This is a genomic window from Escherichia sp. MOD1-EC6162 (genome assembly GCF_002965125.1).
Taxonomy (GTDB): domain Bacteria; phylum Pseudomonadota; class Gammaproteobacteria; order Enterobacterales; family Enterobacteriaceae; genus Escherichia; species Escherichia marmotae.
Genome location: NZ_PTSB01000002.1, coordinates 191,499 through 209,855, shown reverse-complemented (window position 1 = coordinate 209,855; position 18,357 = coordinate 191,499). Strand labels below are relative to the sequence as shown.

Sequence of the window (18,357 nt, the reverse complement as noted above, 5' to 3'; positions counted from 1 at the left end):
GAGCGCACCTGGATACTCTGTGGATATGAGAAAAGTCTGGCGGAACAGAGGGTGTAGCATCCCGCCGGAGAAAAGTGATTAATCCTGCAACGCATAGGTTACGGTCGTTACCACGCGCACCGTTTTATTAATCGCCGTAGGATCATCTTCATCACTGCCACTGGCGAAGATCTGGAACACCCCTTGCGAAGCATCGCTGATTGACCCCACCTGACTACCTGAATCCGTCGCAAACTGTAATGCTGCGTTGCGTGCGTCTTTTGTCGCGGCGGCAATCATCTCAGCGCGAAGTGCGCCAATGCCATTAAAACGATAGGCGATTTTGCTATCAGCGATAGCACCATCCGTGGCGACTTGCAGTTCGTTTAGTTTAGCGACGACTTTTTCGACGGCAGCAACGTTATGGGTTTTTATCGTCACTGACCCGTCGGCATTATAGCGAGGCATCGTTGGATCATCTTTGAGATAAAAGGAGTCCGTTCGCTTGCTTGTCCATTGGCCCAGGTTTATCTCTGTGCTGCTAATCCCCTGAGCGTTGAGTTCGGCAACAATTTTTTTCTGCGCGTCTTCCAGTTTTGGGAAAAGCTCGCCGGGAACATTGCCCTTAAAGTTAATCGCAATGGTTAATTCAGCCGTATCTGCGCGAACTTCTTTTTCCGAAAGCCCCCGCACGTTCACATAACGGTTGTTAGTTTTTAAATGCTTAACTCCATCGCCAACGAAATAACCACAGGCGCTGATCCCCAGTCCGAGGACAATAGCGGCAATTAAAGAGGGTGCCTTATTCACTGATGACTCCTTATCAGATGCAGAATGAGCAAGGCAATGTAGTGGAGAGAGGAAGTGAAAGACAGTCCGGTTCAGGAGTGTGGCCGACAGCATATCGGCCACATATTTGCAGGGATTACCGCACGTTGGCGCAGGTCAGGCAAAACGCGTAACGGTTTTGCGGATCGTTAAAGGCCGCCAGCTTGTCGCTTTCGCTTTTAACGGTTGAAGCCACCGAGGCCAGCGGTGCAGGCAACATAGCCTGGAGCGTATCTGGCAACATCGCCCGTACAGAACCTGACATGTTGTCCATCACTTTGTCGAAGAAGGTTGGTTCATCGACGTAATATTCCAGATGCCACTGTTTCATTTTGGCCAGTTCTGCCGCTTTGGCAACTGCATCATCGAAATCACCGAGACTATCGACCAGACCGTTAGCTTTCGCATCCTGACCAGTCCAGACGTGGCCCTGAGCGATTTTATCGATCTGCTCTGGCGTCGAGTTACGCGAATCCGCAACCAGCGTGATGAAGCGTTTATAACCGTTCTCAATGCTTAACTGCATCATCTGCTGCGCTTCCGGCGGCAGTGCTTTAGTAATGGAAACATCCGCCAGAGGTGAGGTTGAAACGCCATCAGTATGTACACCAATCGAATCCAGACTGTTTTCTACGGTAGTGATCACGCCGAAGATACCGATAGAACCGGTCAGAGTGCTGGGATTAGCCACAATGTAATTGGCCGGCGTGGAGATCCAGTAACCACCAGATGCCGCCATGCCGCCCATCGATACAACCACAGGCTTGCCAGCCGCTCGGGCTGCTGCCAGTTCAGATCGAATCACTTCAGACGCAGTAACGCTGCCGCCAGGGCTATTAACACGCAGAACAATCGCTTTCACTTTCGGGTCAAGACGAGCGTCGCGGATTTGCGCTGCGGTTGTGTCGCCGCCAACATTACCCTGGGTTTCTTCGCCATCCATAATTGCGCCATTTGCGAAGACGACACCGATGCTGTCGCCGGTATCTGCCGGAGTTTTCAAAGCATAATCGTAATAACTGATGGCGCGATAATTTTTATCCGCCTTACTCCAGCCGAACTCTTTGGTCAGGGCTTTTTCGATTTCGGCACTTGATGCCAGTGCATCGACCAGTTTGTTATCCAGCGCGTACTTCGCGGTATCGCCACCGGTTTTGGTTAAGCCATCAAGCACCCCTTGTGCGCCAGGGAATACTTGCTGGGCGGTGATCTGACGATTAGCAGCCACAGTGTTGAGATAGTTTTGCCACAGCTCACCAATCCAGCGGCTGTCAGCCTCGCGGGCTGCCGGTGACATATCATCACGAATAAACGGCTCAACGGCAGATTTATACGTACCGACGCGGAACACATGGGTGGAAACTTTTAACTTATCCAACAATGACTTGTAATACAGTCCGTTGGTCGCAAAACCATGCAGATCAACCACGCCTTGTGGTGATAGCCAGATTTTGTTGGCAAAACTGGCAAGATAATATTGCCCCTGGCTGTAGTTCTCGCCAATGGCATAAACCGGTTTGCCGCTGTCACGAAACTCTTTCAGGGCTTTACCAATGTACTGCATGGAAGGCTGATCGCCGCCCGCGAAGTTTTTCAGATCCATCACGATACCGGTGATGTTCCGGTCATCTTTTGCCTGGCGAATGGTGTTTACAATGTCAAACAGTGAGTTTTCCTGCAAACGATCAGAACTGGCACCAAGTAACTGACGGCTCAGCTTGCTAAACCGCTGCGAACTGTCAGGCTTATCGACGATCACGCCGGAGATATCGAGCAGCAACGCGCCACGACTGGCGGTTTCTTTGCTATCGCTACCACTGACCTGCATCCAGATACCCACGACAACAAGCACGAGAAAAATAAAAAACAGGTTAAGTACCATTTCACGGACAAAATTCAGTAGACGCCACGTCCATTTAAAAAATCCGGCAATAAGTCGCCAAAGGGTTCGCATGTATTCTCCCAGACTAAAAGTTACACCTGTCGCAGGTGCAATAGATGTGGTTATCGTAATGACCCAACCGGCACTTGTCAGCAGGAATCGCGGCCTGTGCTGTAACAAAATCCACTCTCGTGTTAATTTTGTGAATAAACATCATGACAGGAGTTAATCAAATGGATGCACTCGAACTATTGATCAATCGCCGTAGCGCCTCCCGCCTGGCGGAACCCGCACCAACAGGTGAGCAACTGCAAAACATCCTGCGTGCGGGGATGCGTGCGCCGGACCATAAGTCCATGCAACCGTGGCATTTTTTTGTGATTGAGGGGGAAGGGCGCGAACGTTTCAGCGCCGTTCTGGAACAGGGCGCAGTTGCTGCGGGGAGTGATGAGAAAGCGATCGACAAAGCCCGTAATGCGCCGTTCCGCGCGCCACTTATCATAACGGTGGTGGCGAAATGCGAAGAAAATCATAAAGTCCCGCGCTGGGAACAGGAAATGTCTGCCGGTTGCGCGGTCATGGCAATGCAAATGGCTGCGGTTGCCCAGGGCTTTGGCGGGATCTGGCGTAGTGGGGCGTTAACCGAAAGCCCGGTGGTACGTGATGCATTCGGTTGTCGGGAGCAGGATAAAATCGTCGGGTTTCTCTACCTCGGCACACCGCAGTTGAAAGCGTCAACGTCAATTAACGTTCCGGACCCGACACCGTTTGTGACTTATTTCTGATAATTGCGGTGAAACTGAGTGGATTGTGAGCAAAGACGCAGGAATTCAGACACTCTCACTTATCACTTCACGGAATGAGGGTTACCATACCCGGATTGCATTGACAGGAGATGTCCATGAGCGAGAACTCGATTCGTTTGACCCAATACAGCCACGGAGCTGGTTGCGGCTGTAAAATTTCCCCAAAAGTGTTGGAAACCATCCTGCACAGTGAGCAGGCGAAGTTTGTTGATCCGAATTTGCTTGTGGGTAACGAAACCCGCGACGACGCGGCGGTGTACGATCTGGGCAATGGCACCAGCGTCATCAGCACCACCGACTTCTTTATGCCGATTGTTGATAATCCTTTCGATTTTGGTCGCATTGCGGCGACTAACGCCATCAGCGATATTTTTGCGATGGGCGGCAAACCGATTATGGCAATTGCGATCCTCGGCTGGCCGATTAACAAACTGTCCCCGGAAATTGCCCGTGAAGTGACCGAAGGTGGCCGTTATGCATGCCGTCAGGCGGGTATCGCGCTGGCCGGTGGTCACTCCATCGACGCGCCGGAACCGATTTTTGGTCTGGCGGTGACGGGGATCGTACCGACTGAACGGGTGAAGAAAAACAGTACCGCACAAGCGGGATGTAAACTGTTCCTGACGAAACCGCTGGGGATTGGTGTTCTTACCACTGCCGAGAAAAAATCACTGCTGAAACCGGAACATCAGGGACTGGCGACGGAAGTGATGTGTCGGATGAATATCGCGGGAGCGTCCTTTGCCAACATTGAAGGCGTAAAAGCGATGACCGACGTTACCGGTTTTGGTCTGCTGGGCCATTTAAGCGAAATGTGCCAGGGCGCAGGCGTGCAGGCGCGCATTGACTATGAAGCAATCCCGAAACTGCCGGGCGTGGAAGAGTACATTAAGCTGGGCGCTGTGCCGGGGGGCACCGAACGCAACTTTGCCAGCTACGGTCATCTGATGGGTGAAATGCCACGCGAAGTGCGCGATCTGCTGTGCGATCCGCAAACCTCCGGCGGCCTGCTACTGGCGGTTATGCCAGAGGCGGAAAACGAAGTTAAAGCTACCGCAGCCGAATTTGGTATCGAACTGACAGCGATTGGCGAACTGGTGCCTGCGCGCGGTGGTCGTGCCATGGTTGAGATCCGTTAATTCAATGCGGTTATTTATTGCCGAAAAACCGAGTCTGGCGCGCGCTATTGCTGATGTCCTGCCCAAACCGCACCGTAAAGGCGATGGCTTTATCGAATGCGGCAATGGTCAGGTGGTGACCTGGTGTATCGGTCACCTGCTTGAGCAGGCGCAGCCAGACGCCTACGACAGCCGCTATGCGCGCTGGAATCTGGCAGATCTGCCGATTGTCCCGGAAAAGTGGCAATTGCAACCGCGGCCTTCCGTGACCAAACAACTTAACGTCATCAAACGCTTTCTGCACGAAGCCAGCGAAATCGTTCATGCCGGAGACCCGGATCGTGAAGGGCAATTGCTGGTGGATGAAGTGCTGGATTACCTGCAACTTGCGCCGGAAAAGCGCCAGCAAGTTCAGCGTTGTTTAATCAACGACCTGAACCCGCAGGCGGTTGAGCGGGCGATCGATCGTCTTCGTTCCAACAGTGAGTTTGTACCGTTGTGCGTTTCTGCGCTGGCGCGAGCGCGTGCCGACTGGTTGTACGGCATTAATATGACCCGCGCATATACCATTCTGGGGCGTAATGCTGGCTACCAGGGGGTACTTTCCGTTGGGCGCGTGCAGACGCCAGTGCTTGGGCTGGTGGTGCGCCGCGACGAAGAGATTGAAAACTTCGTGGCGAAAGATTTCTTTGAAGTCAAAGCGCATATCGTGACGCCTGCCGATGAGCGGTTTACCGCCATCTGGCAACCGAGCGAAGCGTGTGAGCCGTACCAGGATGAAGAGGGGCGTTTGTTGCATCGTCCGCTGGCGGAGCATGTCGTTAACCGCATCAGCGGCCAACCGGCGATTGTCACCAGTTATAACGATAAACGGGAATCAGAATCCGCGCCGCTGCCATTTTCGCTTTCGACGTTACAGATTGAAGCGGCAAAACGTTTTGGCCTGAGTGCGCAGAACGTGCTTGATATCTGTCAGAAATTGTACGAAACGCACAAGCTGATTACCTATCCACGTTCCGATTGTCGTTATTTGCCGGAGGAACATTTTGCCGGACGCCATGCGGTGATGAATGCCATCAGTGTCCATGCGCCGAGTCTTCTGCCGCAGCCCGTGGTTGATCCAGATTTACGCAACCGCTGCTGGGATGACAAAAAGGTGGATGCCCACCACGCCATCATCCCGACCGCGCGGAGTTCGGCTATCAACCTGACGGAGAACGAAGCGAAGGTTTATAGTCTGATTGCTCGTCAGTATCTGATGCAATTCTGCCCGGACGCGGTGTTCCGCAAGTGTGTGATCGAACTGGACATAGCAAAAGGCAAATTTGTTGCAAAAGCACGTTTTCTTGCCGAAGCGGGCTGGCGCACGCTGTTAGGCAGCAAAGAGCGTGACGAAGAAAACGACGGTACGCCACTTCCTGTGGTGGCAAAAGACGATGAGTTGCTGTGCGAGAAGGGCGAAGTGGTAGAGCGGCAAACCCAGCCGCCGCGCCATTTCACCGATGCAACACTGCTTTCGGCAATGACCGGGATTGCGCGCTTTGTACAGGACAAAGATCTGAAGAAGATCCTTCGTGCGACCGATGGTCTGGGCACAGAAGCGACCCGCGCGGGGATTATTGAACTGCTGTTCAAGCGCGGCTTCCTGACCAAAAAAGGGCGCTACATCCACTCTACTGATGCCGGAAAAGCGTTATTCCATTCGCTGCCAGAAATGGCGACGCGACCGGACATGACAGCGCACTGGGAATCGGTGCTGACGCAAATCAGCGAAAAACAGTGCCGCTACCAGGACTTTATGCAGCCGCTGGTGGGGACGCTGTACCAACTGATTGATCAGGCTAAGCGCACGCCGGTGCGGCAGTTTCGCGGCATAGTGGCTCCGGGCAGCGGCGAAGAGAAGAAAAAGGCTTCACCACGCAAGCGAACGCCGAAAAAAAGCCCACCATCGGAAGATGCGGGCAGTGGAGCGATAACATAAAGGCGTGATGCTGAAGATTTTCAGGGTGTTTACGTCGCACCCGGACAAATGCCTGATGCGACGCTTGTGCGTCTTATCAGGCCTACAGAGCTGTTCTCTGATTCAGAGGGTTTTCGTAGGCCGGATAAGGCGTTCACGCCGCATCCGGCACAAACGCCTGATGACTTAAATCACCCCTTGCGCCAGCATCGCATCGGCAACCTTCACAAAACCAGCAATATTCGCGCCCTGCACGTAGTTGGTTTGCTCACCTTCACCGCCATGCTCAACACAGGCATGGTGGATATCCAGCATAATGTGGTGTAAACGCGCATCAACTTTTTCGGCTTTCCAGCCCAGACGCGCAGCGTTTTGCGCCATTTCCAGCCCCGATGTTGCAACGCCACCTGCATTAGCCGCTTTACCTGGCGCAAACAGCACGCCTGCCTGCTGGAACAGCTCAGTCGCTTCGATGGTCGTTGGCATATTTGCCCCTTCGGCCACCGCTTTAACGCCGTTGGCGATAAGCTGATGTGCAGCGTCAACATCCAGTTCGTTCTGGGTCGCGCACGGCAGGGCGATATCAACCGGCACAGACCACGGTTGTTGGCCTTCGAGATAGACCAGACCAAATTCTTTGGCGTAATCCGCAACGCGACCATCACGGCTGGATTTGATTTCGATAAGACGCGCCAGTTTCTCTTTGGTAAATCCACTTTCATCAACCACGGTGCCGCTGGAGTCTGATGCTGTAACCACGCGAGCGCCAAATTCCATCGCTTTTTCGATAGCGTACTGGGCGACGTTGCCGGAGCCAGAAACGGAAACACGCATTCCTTCAAAACCCATACCGTGGCGTTTCAGCATCGCTTCAGTGAAATAAACCAGACCGTAACCGGTGGCTTCCGGACGAATCAGACTGCCGCCAAAAGAAAGCCCCTTACCGGTGAAGACGCAGGCGGTATTGTTAGACAGTTTTTTCATCATCCCCGCCATAAAGCCGACTTCACGGCCACCAACGCCGATATCGCCCGCTGGAACGTCGGTATCCGCGCCCAGGTGGCGATACAGTTCAGTCATCAGCGCCTGGCAGAAACGCATCACTTCGCCTTCGCTTTTCCCTTTCGGATCGAAATCGCTACCACCTTTACCACCGCCCATTGGCAGGGTAGTCAGAGCATTTTTAAAGGTTTGTTCGAAGCCGAGGAATTTAAGGATGGAGAGGTTTACTGAAGGATGGAAGCGCATACCGCCTTTGTACGGGCCGATGGCGGAGCTGAACTGGACACGCCATGCGCGGTTAACCTGTACCTGATTGCGATCGTCAACCCAGACTACGCGAAACTGAATCACGCGCTCCGGTTCAACCAGGCGCTCCAGTAACGACATTTGGCGATATTTTGGATTTTGTTCAAGAAAAGGCCAGAGTGTGGTCATGACTTCACGAACGGCTTGCGCGAACTCGGTTTGATTCGGGTCGCGCTTTTGGACATGGTTGAGGAATGACTCCAGAGAATATGTCTGATCCATAGATATAAAACCCTTATATATTAATACGATTGTGCTGGTGTTGTTTGTTTTAGATGCTTCTGCAGTTTTCGACTATACCATCAAGAATGTGACGGTAAGCAAGAAAAAAATGACGCAGGAAAGCAAATTAATGATCTGCGGGTTTTATAAACGTCACCTAATGTTTGCTGTGACTCTGGTGCGTTTTATCAGACCTGGAAAACCGTGCGCATTTTCAAGAGTGGTTCGAGGCGGATAAGACGTGCACGTCGCATCCGGCAACCAGACGCTAAAGTTTTTCTGCCCGGTTACCGTTATCAGTAGCAGAGACAACGAATATAAGGAGTTTCCTGTGAGTAGAGCATTATTCGCCGTAACATTGGCATTTCCATTCTTTGCGCTGGCCAACCCGCAATATCGTCCGGATGTAGAGGTGAATGTGCCGCCGGAGGTGTTTAGTTCTGGCGGACAATCGGTGCAGCCCTGTAACCAGTGCTGCGTTTATCAGGATCAAAACTATTCGGAGGGGGCAGTGATTAAAGCGGAGGGGATATTGCTGCAATGCCAGCGGGATGACAAAACCATTAGCACCAATCCGCTGGTCTGGCGGCGCGTAAAGCCATAAACGCCTGTAAAAGTGGAATATCAGCAGGGGCCAGCGGATATTGCAAAGCCTCTTCTGGCGAACACCAGACCAGCGCCTGATGTTCGAGTGCCTGGCACGTACCGTGGAAGTCCGGTACGTGCCAGGCATGAAGATGGATAATCCGGCCAGACACTTCCTTCTGATGGCTGGCAACGTAAACACCGACAGTAGCTTCGATGCCGAGTTCTTCGCGCAATTCCCGCACCAGCGCCTGCGGCTGGCTTTCATCCGGCTCGACTTTGCCACCTGCAAACTCCCATAACCCCGCCTGATCGCTATGAGCGGGGCGCTGTGCGAGTAAAATTTTGCTATCCCGTTCGATAATGGCGGCAACAACATCAATCATTTTCATAAATTACCCACAGGCAGATAAGCGAAAAATGCCATAATATCCGCAGTGTTGCCCGAGCTGAAGGGCTTTATATTTAAGGAGTGCCCGTGTTAGACCGCCATCTTCACCCCCGGATTAAACCTTTTCTGCATCAATGCGTGCAGGTGCTTGATAAACCCGGCATCACGCCAGATGGTTTAACGTTAGTCGGGTTTGCTGTTGGTGTGCTGGCACTGCCGTTTCTGGCGTTGGGCTGGTATCTGCCTGCGCTGATCGCCATTTTGCTGAACAGATTACTTGATGGTCTTGATGGCGCGCTGGCGCGGCGTAGAGGATTAACTGACGCAGGCGGTTTTCTTGATATTTCTCTCGATTTTCTCTTTTATGCGCTGGTGCCGTTTGGCTTTATTCTCGCGGCACCAGAACAAAATGCGCTGGCGGGCGGCTGGCTGCTGTTTGCGTTTATCGGCACGGGCAGCAGTTTTCTTGCTTTTGCTGCGCTGGCGGCGAAGCATCAGATTGATAACCCCGGTTATGCGCACAAATCGTTTTACTATCTGGGGGGATTAACTGAAGGCAGCGAGACGATTTTGCTGTTTGTTCTGAGTTGCCTCTTTCCAGCGTATTTCCCGTGGTTTGCGTGGATATTTGGCACGCTGTGCTGGATGACGACATTTACACGGGTGTGGAGTGGGTATCTGACGCTGAAGGGGCTTCAGCGTCAGTAATTGCAGTGTTATTTGCTACTGTCCGGGCCGCGTTCACCGGTTGCTACCGGGTTTTTCGGATCGCTGCTCCATTCGTACCAACCACCGTCGTAAACAGAGACATTATTCCAGCCCATTGCCCGCGCATACATAAAGGTTTCTGATGCGCGCCAGCCGGTGCCGCAGTAGAACGAGACTTGTTGATCCGGCAGGATGTTCCATTCTTTCCACATCGCTGTGATGTCATCCGCAGTACGCATAGTGCCGTCTGGGTTATGGAAATCTTCCATATGCGTTGAGTCGCTGCCCGCATGACCCCAACGTGCGCCAGGGATATCACCTTTTGGCTTGATGTAGTCATAGCCGCTGGTGGTGCCGATAAATTCAGCCCATGAACGAATGCTGACCAGTGACGCATCCTGGCGATGCAGCAGACCGCGCGCCTGTTCCATATCGAGCATCAGTTGCGGTTGCGCCGGGATCTTCACGCCGAAGTCAGGTTCGGGTTTCACTGTCGGTGGCGTACCGCGTTCAACGGGCAGACCCGCATCAGACCAGGTTTGCCAACCACCGTCCAGCAAGCGCACATCTTTCACGCCAGCGTAGAGCATAATCTGCGCCACGCGTGCGGCGGCGTAAACGTCACGCCCGTACAGAATTACTGTGGTGTCATGACGAATGCCATGTTTTGCCAGCATTGCTTTAAGTTGTTCGTCAGAGACTTTATTCCACAGTGGTTCGCTTTCCACTTCGTTGGTGTCAATGTAATCGGCACCAGGAATATGGCTGAGGAGGTAAAGTTTCGGAGCGCCCCATGCTGCTTCGATCACTTTCCAGTCACCCGCAGGTTTCGCCGTAACTTCTTTGCCTTGTTGCAGGTCATGCAGCCATTGCGGGTAAACCAGTTGCTCAAAGTGCGGCAATTTTTGCAGACGGGAAGGTTCGCTTAGCGCGCCACTCAAGATGGAGATATGCGTAAAGCCTGCTTTTTGCAGACGCGTTTTAACGGCTTCGACGTCTTTGTCATTACCGTATAACGCCACCGGCGCATCGGCTTTCAGGTTATGTTGCGTAATCCACGCGTTGAGCTGTTCAGTGCTCATTTTGTCGAGCCAGCTTGCAGAAAGGTTTAAGGCGGCAGGTTCATGGCCGGAAGGGCCATTTAAGGTTTGTGGCCAGCCGTTATAAAACGCGCTGGGGCGGGTATCTATTGCTGCGCCATTTTGTTGTTGAAGCTGGTCAAGTGTAAGAGGCTTCGCCAGTTCAGCGGCCCACGAAGAAGCGCAAGCCAGCCCTAAAGCCATTGCCAGCGCGGTCATTTGAGAAACACGTTTCATCGAAAATCCCGACATTGTAGTTTTGAGTGCGCCATTCTGAACTGACGGATCGGGAAAAACTTTGCGTTATCGCAGTTTGTTGTAATTTTCTGACCACTGAGCCATATCCAGAACGGGACTATTGGCAGGAACATCCTGAAAATCGTGGGTGACTTGAACGACGGGGATCGCCAGTTCGCGGACTTCATTGAATACCCACTGACGAAAATTATCGCGCAGAGCTACGTCAAGACGGCTGAACGGTTCATCAAGCAATAATGCCTTTGGCTGGGCGAGAAGGGCGCGCAGCAGAGCCACCCGCGCACGTTGGCCACCAGACAGCGTGGCCGGATCCTGACGGAAAGTTCCGCCAAGTCCCGCACGCTCAAGCGCATCATCCACTGCATTGCGTCTTGCGGCACCTTTGAGCGTTGACGGTAGTGCCAGTAGTAAATTTTGTCCAACGCTGAACTGATCAAACAACAGCGCATCCTGGAAAAGAATACCAATCTGACGCCGGGCGGTGGGCAGGGTGTCGAGGCGTTGCTCATTGAGCCATAGTTCACCGGTGCAAGAAAATTGTCCCGCCAGTGCGCCAATCATCCAGGAAAACAGCGTAGATTTTCCGCAGCCAGACGGGCCCATTAACGTGACAACGTCACCTTTATTGACTGTGAAATTAACGTTTTCCAGTAAGCAGGTTTCAGGCAAACGTAGCGAAACATCTTTTACGCAGAGCATTAACGGAGTCCTTGTCTGGCAAAACCTACCCATTTTGCAAGCAGGGCGGTAAGGGCAAAAATAATAAGTGGTAATAGCAGTTGCCATAAAGCCTGAGCGGCGAGGATACCGTTGCTGCCGCCACTGCTTAACGCCACTGCTTCAGTCGTCAGCGTCGGGAAGCGCCCCGCGCCCAGCCACAGCGTCGGCATATATTGCGCAATGCTGACTGAAAATCCGACAGCGAAGGCAATAAGCGCAGGACGCAGCATGAGCGGGCATTTCACGTAAAAGAATATTTTGCCTCGCGACCAACCCAGCGTTTGGGCAATCAGAATTAACCGTGAGTCAATACGCCGCCAGGCCGGTTGCAGGATAAACAACATCCACGGCATCACCCACAGCAGATGTCCCCACACCACCACAGCCCAGCAGCCATCCAGATGTAAACACAGCGCCAGCGTGTACTGGCCTGCCACCAGCGGCAGCGCTGGTAATAAAATGGGCAGCCATAACCACAACTGGCGACGCTTTGCTCCCCATTCCAGCCACAGCAGTAATAGGATCAAAGCGATGAATGTCGTTGCCAGTCCCATCGTCAGGCTATTGAATAGCGCCTCGTCATTGATCGTCGATTGATCTGCAAGGATCGCCAGCAGAACCACACAGAGCACGCCAGTTAATGGTAATAATCTCGCCAGCGTACTACCGGGCAATAAAGGCGTGGCTGGTTTGCGAACGCCATCTTTGCGGGGAATTGTGCGCCGCCAGGTGCGCCATAAAAGATAGCCCAGCAAAACACAGGTGGCGAGTAACAGCATCAGCAGCAGGCTGGCAAGTGCGCCTTTTATCTGTTGATCGGTGTCGCCCTGGGTTAACCACTGCCAGCTAATTACCGCCAGCGTCGGTGGATTACCCGGCCCAAGGATAATTGCGATATCCACGACCGATAGCGACCAGGCCACAATTGCCAGCATCGCCATTGCCAGTGCGGGAGCGACTGAGGGTAACAGCAGCCAGTTCAGGCATTGCCAGCGGCTGTAGCCCAGTGAATCCAGCACGATGACTTGTTGCAACAGCCTTTTTTCACTCAATACTGCCGCCAAAATCCACAGCAGAAATGCGCTTTCTTTCACCGCCAGAGTAATGCCCAGACCGATACCCAATCTGTCTGTCGGCGGAGTGAGGAAAGGGAAAAACTGATAAACCAGGCCGCCTTCGGCAAACAGTAGCAGGACGCTGGTGGCAAAAGCGACGTGGGGGATGGCGAGCAGCCACGGCAGACGGGCGCACAAATGCAGCCATTTCGCGCCAGGCCACAGCGCCACAATCACCAGCAGGGCAATCAACAACGCACCTACCGCCGCGATAGTTGTCGACACCAGCGTTGCCAGTATTGCCTGTGATAACTGCGGATCGGCAAATAACGCCTGCCAGTGTGTCAACGACAAGGCAGGCGTTATCAGCGTGAGCGCTGCCGGGATCAGCGGTGCGTAAATCACCGCCATCACCACCCACAGCAATAAAATTAATGCGTACCGTAACGGCGTAGCCATTCTTGTTCCAGCACATTTACCCAACCAGCATGCGGTTCCGCCAGTACTGGCGGCAGATCCTGCGGCATTCTTGATTGTAATGTTTCGCGCTGCCCGGCAGGCAGTTTTTGTGGATCAAGAACAGAAGGATCGCCCCAGACCGCAGGATCCGCTTTACGCAGTTGCGCTTCGGGTGAGAGCAGGAAGTTGGCGACCACCTTCGCCGCAGCACTGGCACTGGCGTTGGCAGGAATGGTGACGAAATGCACGTTGCCAATCATTCCCTCGCTAAAGCCAAAGCTGTAACTGCTCGCTGGCAAATCGCCACTGGCTATTTTTTGCCGGGCATGAGCGGGGTTAAAGGTCAGCGACAGGCGCAATGTGCCGGATTTCAGCAGGGCATCCATTCGCGCGGGCGAAGGGGGGAAATCCTTTCCTTCGCGCCACAAATACGGATGCAGCGCATCGAGATACTGCCACAGCGGTGCAGTAATCTGGGCGAAAGTAGCATCGTTCGGCGCTTCTTTTAATGCAGCGGGATCTGGCGTCAGCATAATCAACAACTGTTCAAGAAATGCTGTGCCGGTAAAGTCTGGTGGGCGTGGATAGGTAACTGCGCCTGGATTGGCTTTGGCAAACTCCAGCAAGGCTTGCGGTGTTTTCGGTGGTTGTGGTGTCAGATCGCGGCGAGCGATAAACGTAAGTTGTGCGCCGCCCCAGGGGGATTCTGCCCCCTCGGTAGCGACAGAAAAATCTTCCCGTACAGGTAGTTGCGTGTCGACATAACGCCAGTTAGGTAATGTTTCCGCCCAGCCGGTTTGCAGCAAATTCGCCTCTTTTAACGTGCGGAAATTTTCACCATTTACCCACAAGAGATCTACCGAGCCGCCCGTTTTACGTCCGGCGGCTGCTTCGGTCTGAATGCGTTTTACTGCGTCAGCGGCATCAGCCAGGCGAACAATCTTCAGGTTTATATCGTAATGCGTTTTCATCTCACCGCTGACCCAGTCGAGATAGCGGTTAATCGCGGTGTCGCCGCCCCAGGCGTTAAACCAGACGATTTGCCCTTTGGCGTCGTTCTTAGTTTCCTGCCAGTCACTGGCATGTGTTGCCAAAGAAAACAGCGATAACAGTCCCAGCAACCACCCACAATGGCGCATCATTTCTCCTTAAGAACGTTTTTCAGGAAGTCGGCACAGTCCCTGGGCGGGAATGGCCATAGCAGAATTAAAACGGGCCGACAGGTTTTGCAGGCCGATTAATGCCGTCAGTTCGGTGAGCGCCTGAGCGTCAAAATGGGCTGCCAGTCGGGTGCGCAGGGCATCATCTACCGTTGGCGGCGTAACGCTGGCGGCTTCGGCGTATTCCAGCGCCAGCCGCTCCTCATCGCTGAACAGCGGGCTTTGCCGCCAGTCGGCCACCGCCAGCAGTTTATCGGTGCTGCCGGTTCGTTCAGCGACTTTCATGCTGGTGATGTCTACGCAAAACTCACACAGGCACATTTGCGCAATGCGCGCGCTGACAAGCGATCGCACCACCGGATCGAGCGGGGAGCGTTTGCGCTCCAGCCAGCCGACAAACATCGACACCAGATAGAAAATAAATGGGATCCGCCCCCACCAGCGAATCGGACTTAGCACCTCACCGTAATGGCGACGATGTAGCCACGCCTGCGGACGTAAAATTAAAGGAATTTTGCTAAGCGGCGGTAAACCCATCAGACATTCCTCTTCTGGCGCTCAAACCATATTTTTTTCGCCATGAAAATCACCACAGTCAGGGCAAACAGGATAAACAGTCCGGTAACAAACCAGAATGTGCCGCCCGTTAACATGCTGCCCGCCCAGGAATAGACAATGGTTGCGGGTAACTGACCAAGCCCGGTGGCGATAAAAAACGGACGAAAACGTATTGATGTCAGGCCGGCAGCATAGCTGATTGGATCAAAAGGGACAAAAGGCAATAACCGACATACCAGGATGGTATGTTTGCCGTAGCGAGTGAAAAAACCGTCCATGCTATCGAGCACGGTTTTACCGGTTAACTTTTCCACTACTTCGCGGCCCATCACTCTGGCGATAAAAAAGCACAGCGCCGCACCCGCCATCGAACTGGTCCACGACAGCAAGCCCCCCCAGAACGCGCCAAACAGCGACGCATTGGCAAAGGTGATCAAAAACGCAGGCAGCGGTGCGGCAATGGCCTGCAAAATCATCAACAAGAATGAGACAACTGCCGCCAGTGTGCCGTAAGACTGAATAAATCGTTCTATACCCTGTTGGTCCACAGCGGCAAACGCCGCAAGGCTGCGGTTGATAAAGTCATGGACGCCGGGAACCAGCGCCCATGCGAGCAGCGTAGCGAACAACAGGATGATGATGGCTGTACGGTAGTACCAGATTTTACGCGAATGCATCTTCATCATCCTTTATCCATGTTTTATTCTGTGATTTTAAAGGTCACCGTTGCCAGCGTGCTATCTGCCGGGAGAACTGACGCATTGCCTTTGAATTTCACTTCGCCACGTTTTTCCACCGCACCATAAGTGTATGTCGCATTGCTGACAATACCGACCGGGCAGCTATCCAGGCACACCAGACAACCGGTTTTTTTCTCTTCTGCCGCCGCTAAATTGCCACCAAAGCGCATGTCCAGTTTCTTGCCATTACTATCAACAATCACTTCATCGAAGGAATACGCTTTTGCCGCCCCTTGCCAGTTCACCGAAATATCCAGTTTGCTGCCTGCAACATGGGTAGCTTCTTTGTTATCCATAGTCATATTTTCGCCCGGTGTGCCACCGGCCTGTTTCAGAGCGTCATAAAATGCTTTCGGGGTGGCATATCCCATAAACAGTGATTTATGCCCGTTGGAGCCGTCTTTAAACACAATGCCGTGACGGGTATCGTCGGTGAGGAAACGACCATTAATTTGCACCAGCATAGTTACCGTATGTGCCTGTGTATCGACGCGCAGTGGCTCACTGGCCGAAAGCCCATCGTATTCCACTTTGGCCTCGGTATTCTCTTTTTGATCACAGCCGCTAAGCCCTGCCGCTGCCAGTAAACACAGCGCAGCCAGTCCTTTTTTCCATGACACTGAATATTGTTGCAACATCGTTCTATCCTTCGTTTTTAGGGTGAGTAAGCGGTTGGCTGTCAGAAGCAGTCAGATCCACGTGTTTAAAGCGGGCGTAGCGTTTGGCGAGTTGGACGAGAATAAACAGCGTCAGTCCAGCCAGACAGAGGTTTAAAATAAAGTGCACGGTAATGCCTTCACGGGCGAGATCGCTGGCCATCACGGTATAAATAATAATCCCAGGCAGGGTAGTTAATGCCGAAATAAGGGTAAAAGGCCAGAAGGCTATAGCAGTTAATCCGTAAGCGTAATTTTGAATATTGTAAGGAAACAGCGGGATTAAGCGGGTCAGAATAAGAAAATCGATACCATTACGCGCAATACCTTTTTCAATAGCCTGAAAAGTATGGCTATGACCGACGTATTTCAGCAGCAAGTCACGCCCCAGCCAGCGCGCCAGCAGGAATGAGCACGACGAGGCCAGCGTAGCGGCAATTAACGAAAGTAGCGTTCCCAACAACGGGCCAAAGACTATTCCACCGGCGATCACCAGTACGCTACCGGGTAACAGAAAGAGGGTAGCGATAATGAATAACAGAATATAGAGGCTATAACCGAAAAATCCGCTCTGGCGAATGAGCGTTTGTAAGTGGGGTAAATCGGTGACCAGATCGAATAAACCGAAAGCGTGGATAGCGTAAATTATCAGTGCAAAAAGCAGACAGGCAAAAAGAAATTTACGCTCAGCGTTCATCGTAGAGTTTCCTATATCAAACTTGATAATAGAGAAGTGGTCAGACAACTAAAAACGCAGTGACGGTATAACAAAGGACGGCAGGCAACAAATCATTACTGACAGTTTGTTGATTTTTCTCAAGGTTAATTCTCCTGACCTCGTGCGGGTCAGGAGAGCAGATAAATTAGCGGCGGAAGGTCGCCCACACAGGTGCGTGATCTGACGGTTTTTCCATACTGCGGATTTCATAGTCGATGCCGGTTTCTACGCAGCATTCCGCCAACGGCTGGCTGGCGAGCAGCAGGTCGATACGCAGACCACGGTTATCGTCAAAACCTTTTGAGCGGTAATCAAACCACGAAAAGCGATCTGCTGTTTCCGGATTAGCGTGACGGAAGGTATCTACCAGCCCCCAGCCGATCAGTCTGTCCATCCATTCGCGTTCTTCCGGCAGGAAGGAGCATTTACCGGTACGCAGCCAGCGTTTGCGGTTCTCTTCGCCAATGCCGATATCCAGGTCGGTGGGGCTGATGTTCATATCGCCCATAATCAGCACCGGATTATCGCGCTTAAGCTCAGTTTCCAGATAGTTTTGCAGGTTCTGGTAGAACTGCGCTTTTGCCGGGAATTTAATTGGATGGTCGCGGCTTTCGCCCTGTGGGAAGTAGCCGTTGATCACGGTGACATTGCCCAGCGGCGAGGGGATTTCTGCCATAATAATCCGCCGTTGAGCCTCTTCGCCGTCGCCCGGGAAGCCGCGACGCACAGCAATCGGCGTCTCTTTGGTCAGCAGCGCCACGCCATAATGGCCTTTCTGCCCGTGATAAAACACGTTGTAGCCGAGCTTTGCCACCTCTTCGAGCGGAAACATATCGTCATGAACTTTTGTCTCCTGCAGACCAATCACATCCGGTTGGTGCTTTTCGACGATGGCTTCAAGTTGGTGAGGTCTGGCGCGCAGACCGTTGATATTAAAAGAGACAAATTTCATAGTCGCTGCCGTTTATTCATATTAAGAGTGCGTGGATGGTAGCAGAAATTCGCTGCACTTACCGCCCGTTGTTAAGTGATTTGATCGATGGTTGTTAATGATGTCAACGATGGCGCAAAAAATGCCCGCTTTTGGTGCGGTCTGCGTCAGAATGGCGCAGTAATTTCCAGTAAATTTCGTCAATGATCACAATTCCAGAATTATATTTTACTTCT

General features: G+C 52.7%; 18 protein-coding genes. 5 read left to right on the top strand and 13 right to left on the bottom strand.

The window, feature by feature from the left end; all coding sequences use genetic code 11:
* Positions 1-78 precede the first annotated feature (78 nt).
* A complete protein-coding gene (locus A9587_RS03085; RefSeq protein ID WP_001030440.1) occupies positions 79-789 on the bottom strand; it encodes an SIMPL domain-containing protein in 711 nt (236 codons plus the stop codon).
* A 115-nt stretch (positions 790-904) separates the two neighbouring features.
* The gene (sppA, locus tag A9587_RS03080) at positions 905-2,761 is read right to left on the bottom strand and encodes a signal peptide peptidase SppA (RefSeq protein ID WP_001259890.1); all 1,857 of its coding nucleotides are present in this window, start codon (positions 2,759-2,761) and stop codon (positions 905-907) included.
* Positions 2,762-2,922: 161 nt separating this feature from the next.
* Here sppA and A9587_RS03070 point away from each other — a divergent pair, with 161 nt between their 5' ends.
* The 3 genes from A9587_RS03070 to topB all read left to right on the top strand — a co-directional run bounded on the left by A9587_RS03070 (position 2,923) and on the right by topB (position 6,594).
* On the top strand, positions 2,923-3,474 hold the full coding sequence (locus tag A9587_RS03070) for an NAD(P)H nitroreductase (RefSeq protein ID WP_000339299.1): 552 nt from the start codon (positions 2,923-2,925) through the stop codon (positions 3,472-3,474).
* A 116-nt stretch (positions 3,475-3,590) separates the two neighbouring features.
* On the top strand, positions 3,591-4,634 hold the full coding sequence (selD, locus tag A9587_RS03060) for a selenide, water dikinase SelD (protein ID WP_001516286.1): 1,044 nt from the start codon (positions 3,591-3,593) through the stop codon (positions 4,632-4,634).
* Between the two features lie 4 nt (positions 4,635-4,638).
* Positions 4,639-6,594, top strand: a complete 1,956-nt coding sequence (gene topB, locus A9587_RS03055; protein ID WP_016248644.1) for a DNA topoisomerase III — start codon at positions 4,639-4,641, stop codon at positions 6,592-6,594.
* 165 nt (positions 6,595-6,759) lie between these two features.
* Here the strand turns inward: topB and gdhA are convergent, their stop codons facing one another.
* Positions 6,760-8,103, bottom strand: coding sequence for an NADP-specific glutamate dehydrogenase (gene gdhA, locus A9587_RS03050; protein WP_000373052.1), 1,344 nt, complete (start codon positions 8,101-8,103; stop codon positions 6,760-6,762).
* 331 nt (positions 8,104-8,434) lie between these two features.
* On the opposite strand from gdhA, the gene A9587_RS03040 reads away from it, so the two are divergent.
* The gene (locus tag A9587_RS03040; protein ID WP_000085224.1) at positions 8,435-8,707 is read left to right on the top strand and encodes a YnjH family protein; all 273 of its coding nucleotides are present in this window, start codon (positions 8,435-8,437) and stop codon (positions 8,705-8,707) included.
* Here A9587_RS03040 and A9587_RS03035 read toward each other — a convergent pair.
* A complete protein-coding gene (locus A9587_RS03035; RefSeq protein WP_000781858.1) occupies positions 8,667-9,080 on the bottom strand; it encodes a pyrimidine (deoxy)nucleoside triphosphate diphosphatase in 414 nt (137 codons plus the stop codon). The genes A9587_RS03040 and A9587_RS03035 overlap by 41 nt on opposite strands.
* A gap of 86 nt (positions 9,081-9,166) precedes the next feature.
* Between A9587_RS03035 and A9587_RS03030 the strand changes: the two genes are divergently transcribed.
* A complete protein-coding gene (locus A9587_RS03030) occupies positions 9,167-9,787 on the top strand; it encodes a CDP-alcohol phosphatidyltransferase family protein (RefSeq protein WP_105263219.1) in 621 nt (206 codons plus the stop codon).
* Positions 9,788-9,795: 8 nt separating this feature from the next.
* Here the strand turns inward: A9587_RS03030 and ynjE are convergent, their stop codons facing one another.
* The 9 genes from ynjE to xthA all read right to left on the bottom strand — a co-directional run bounded on the left by ynjE (position 9,796) and on the right by xthA (position 18,142).
* The gene (gene ynjE / locus A9587_RS03025) at positions 9,796-11,103 is read right to left on the bottom strand and encodes a thiosulfate sulfurtransferase YnjE (RefSeq protein WP_010376084.1); all 1,308 of its coding nucleotides are present in this window, start codon (positions 11,101-11,103) and stop codon (positions 9,796-9,798) included.
* 66 nt (positions 11,104-11,169) lie between these two features.
* Positions 11,170-11,823 carry an ATP-binding cassette domain-containing protein gene (locus A9587_RS03020; protein WP_085448844.1) on the bottom strand — a complete coding sequence of 218 codons (654 nt, stop codon included), beginning with the start codon at positions 11,821-11,823 and terminating at the stop codon, positions 11,170-11,172.
* Positions 11,823-13,358, bottom strand: a complete 1,536-nt coding sequence (locus A9587_RS03015) for a thiamine ABC transporter permease (RefSeq protein WP_105263218.1) — start codon at positions 13,356-13,358, stop codon at positions 11,823-11,825. Before A9587_RS03015 ends, A9587_RS03020 begins: the two co-directional genes overlap by 1 nt.
* Positions 13,331-14,497 carry an ABC transporter substrate-binding protein gene (locus A9587_RS03010; protein ID WP_016248647.1) on the bottom strand — a complete coding sequence of 389 codons (1,167 nt, stop codon included), beginning with the start codon at positions 14,495-14,497 and terminating at the stop codon, positions 13,331-13,333. Before A9587_RS03010 ends, A9587_RS03015 begins: the two co-directional genes overlap by 28 nt.
* 9 nt (positions 14,498-14,506) lie before the next feature.
* Positions 14,507-15,055, bottom strand: a complete 549-nt coding sequence (locus A9587_RS03005) for a carboxymuconolactone decarboxylase family protein (protein ID WP_000524099.1) — start codon at positions 15,053-15,055, stop codon at positions 14,507-14,509.
* Complete coding sequence (locus A9587_RS03000; RefSeq protein ID WP_016248648.1) at positions 15,055-15,762, bottom strand: TVP38/TMEM64 family protein; 708 nt, start codon at positions 15,760-15,762, stop codon at positions 15,055-15,057. The genes A9587_RS03005 and A9587_RS03000 overlap by 1 nt, the downstream gene beginning before the upstream one ends.
* A 14-nt stretch (positions 15,763-15,776) precedes the next feature.
* On the bottom strand, positions 15,777-16,454 hold the full coding sequence (gene ydjY, locus A9587_RS02995) for a lipoprotein YdjY (protein ID WP_016248649.1): 678 nt from the start codon (positions 16,452-16,454) through the stop codon (positions 15,777-15,779).
* A 4-nt stretch (positions 16,455-16,458) separates the two neighbouring features.
* Complete coding sequence (locus tag A9587_RS02990) at positions 16,459-17,169, bottom strand: TVP38/TMEM64 family protein (RefSeq protein WP_016242631.1); 711 nt, start codon at positions 17,167-17,169, stop codon at positions 16,459-16,461.
* 166 nt (positions 17,170-17,335) lie between these two features.
* Positions 17,336-18,142, bottom strand: a complete 807-nt coding sequence (gene xthA, locus A9587_RS02985; protein WP_000673938.1) for an exodeoxyribonuclease III — start codon at positions 18,140-18,142, stop codon at positions 17,336-17,338.
* Between the last annotated feature and the right edge of the window lie 215 nt (positions 18,143-18,357).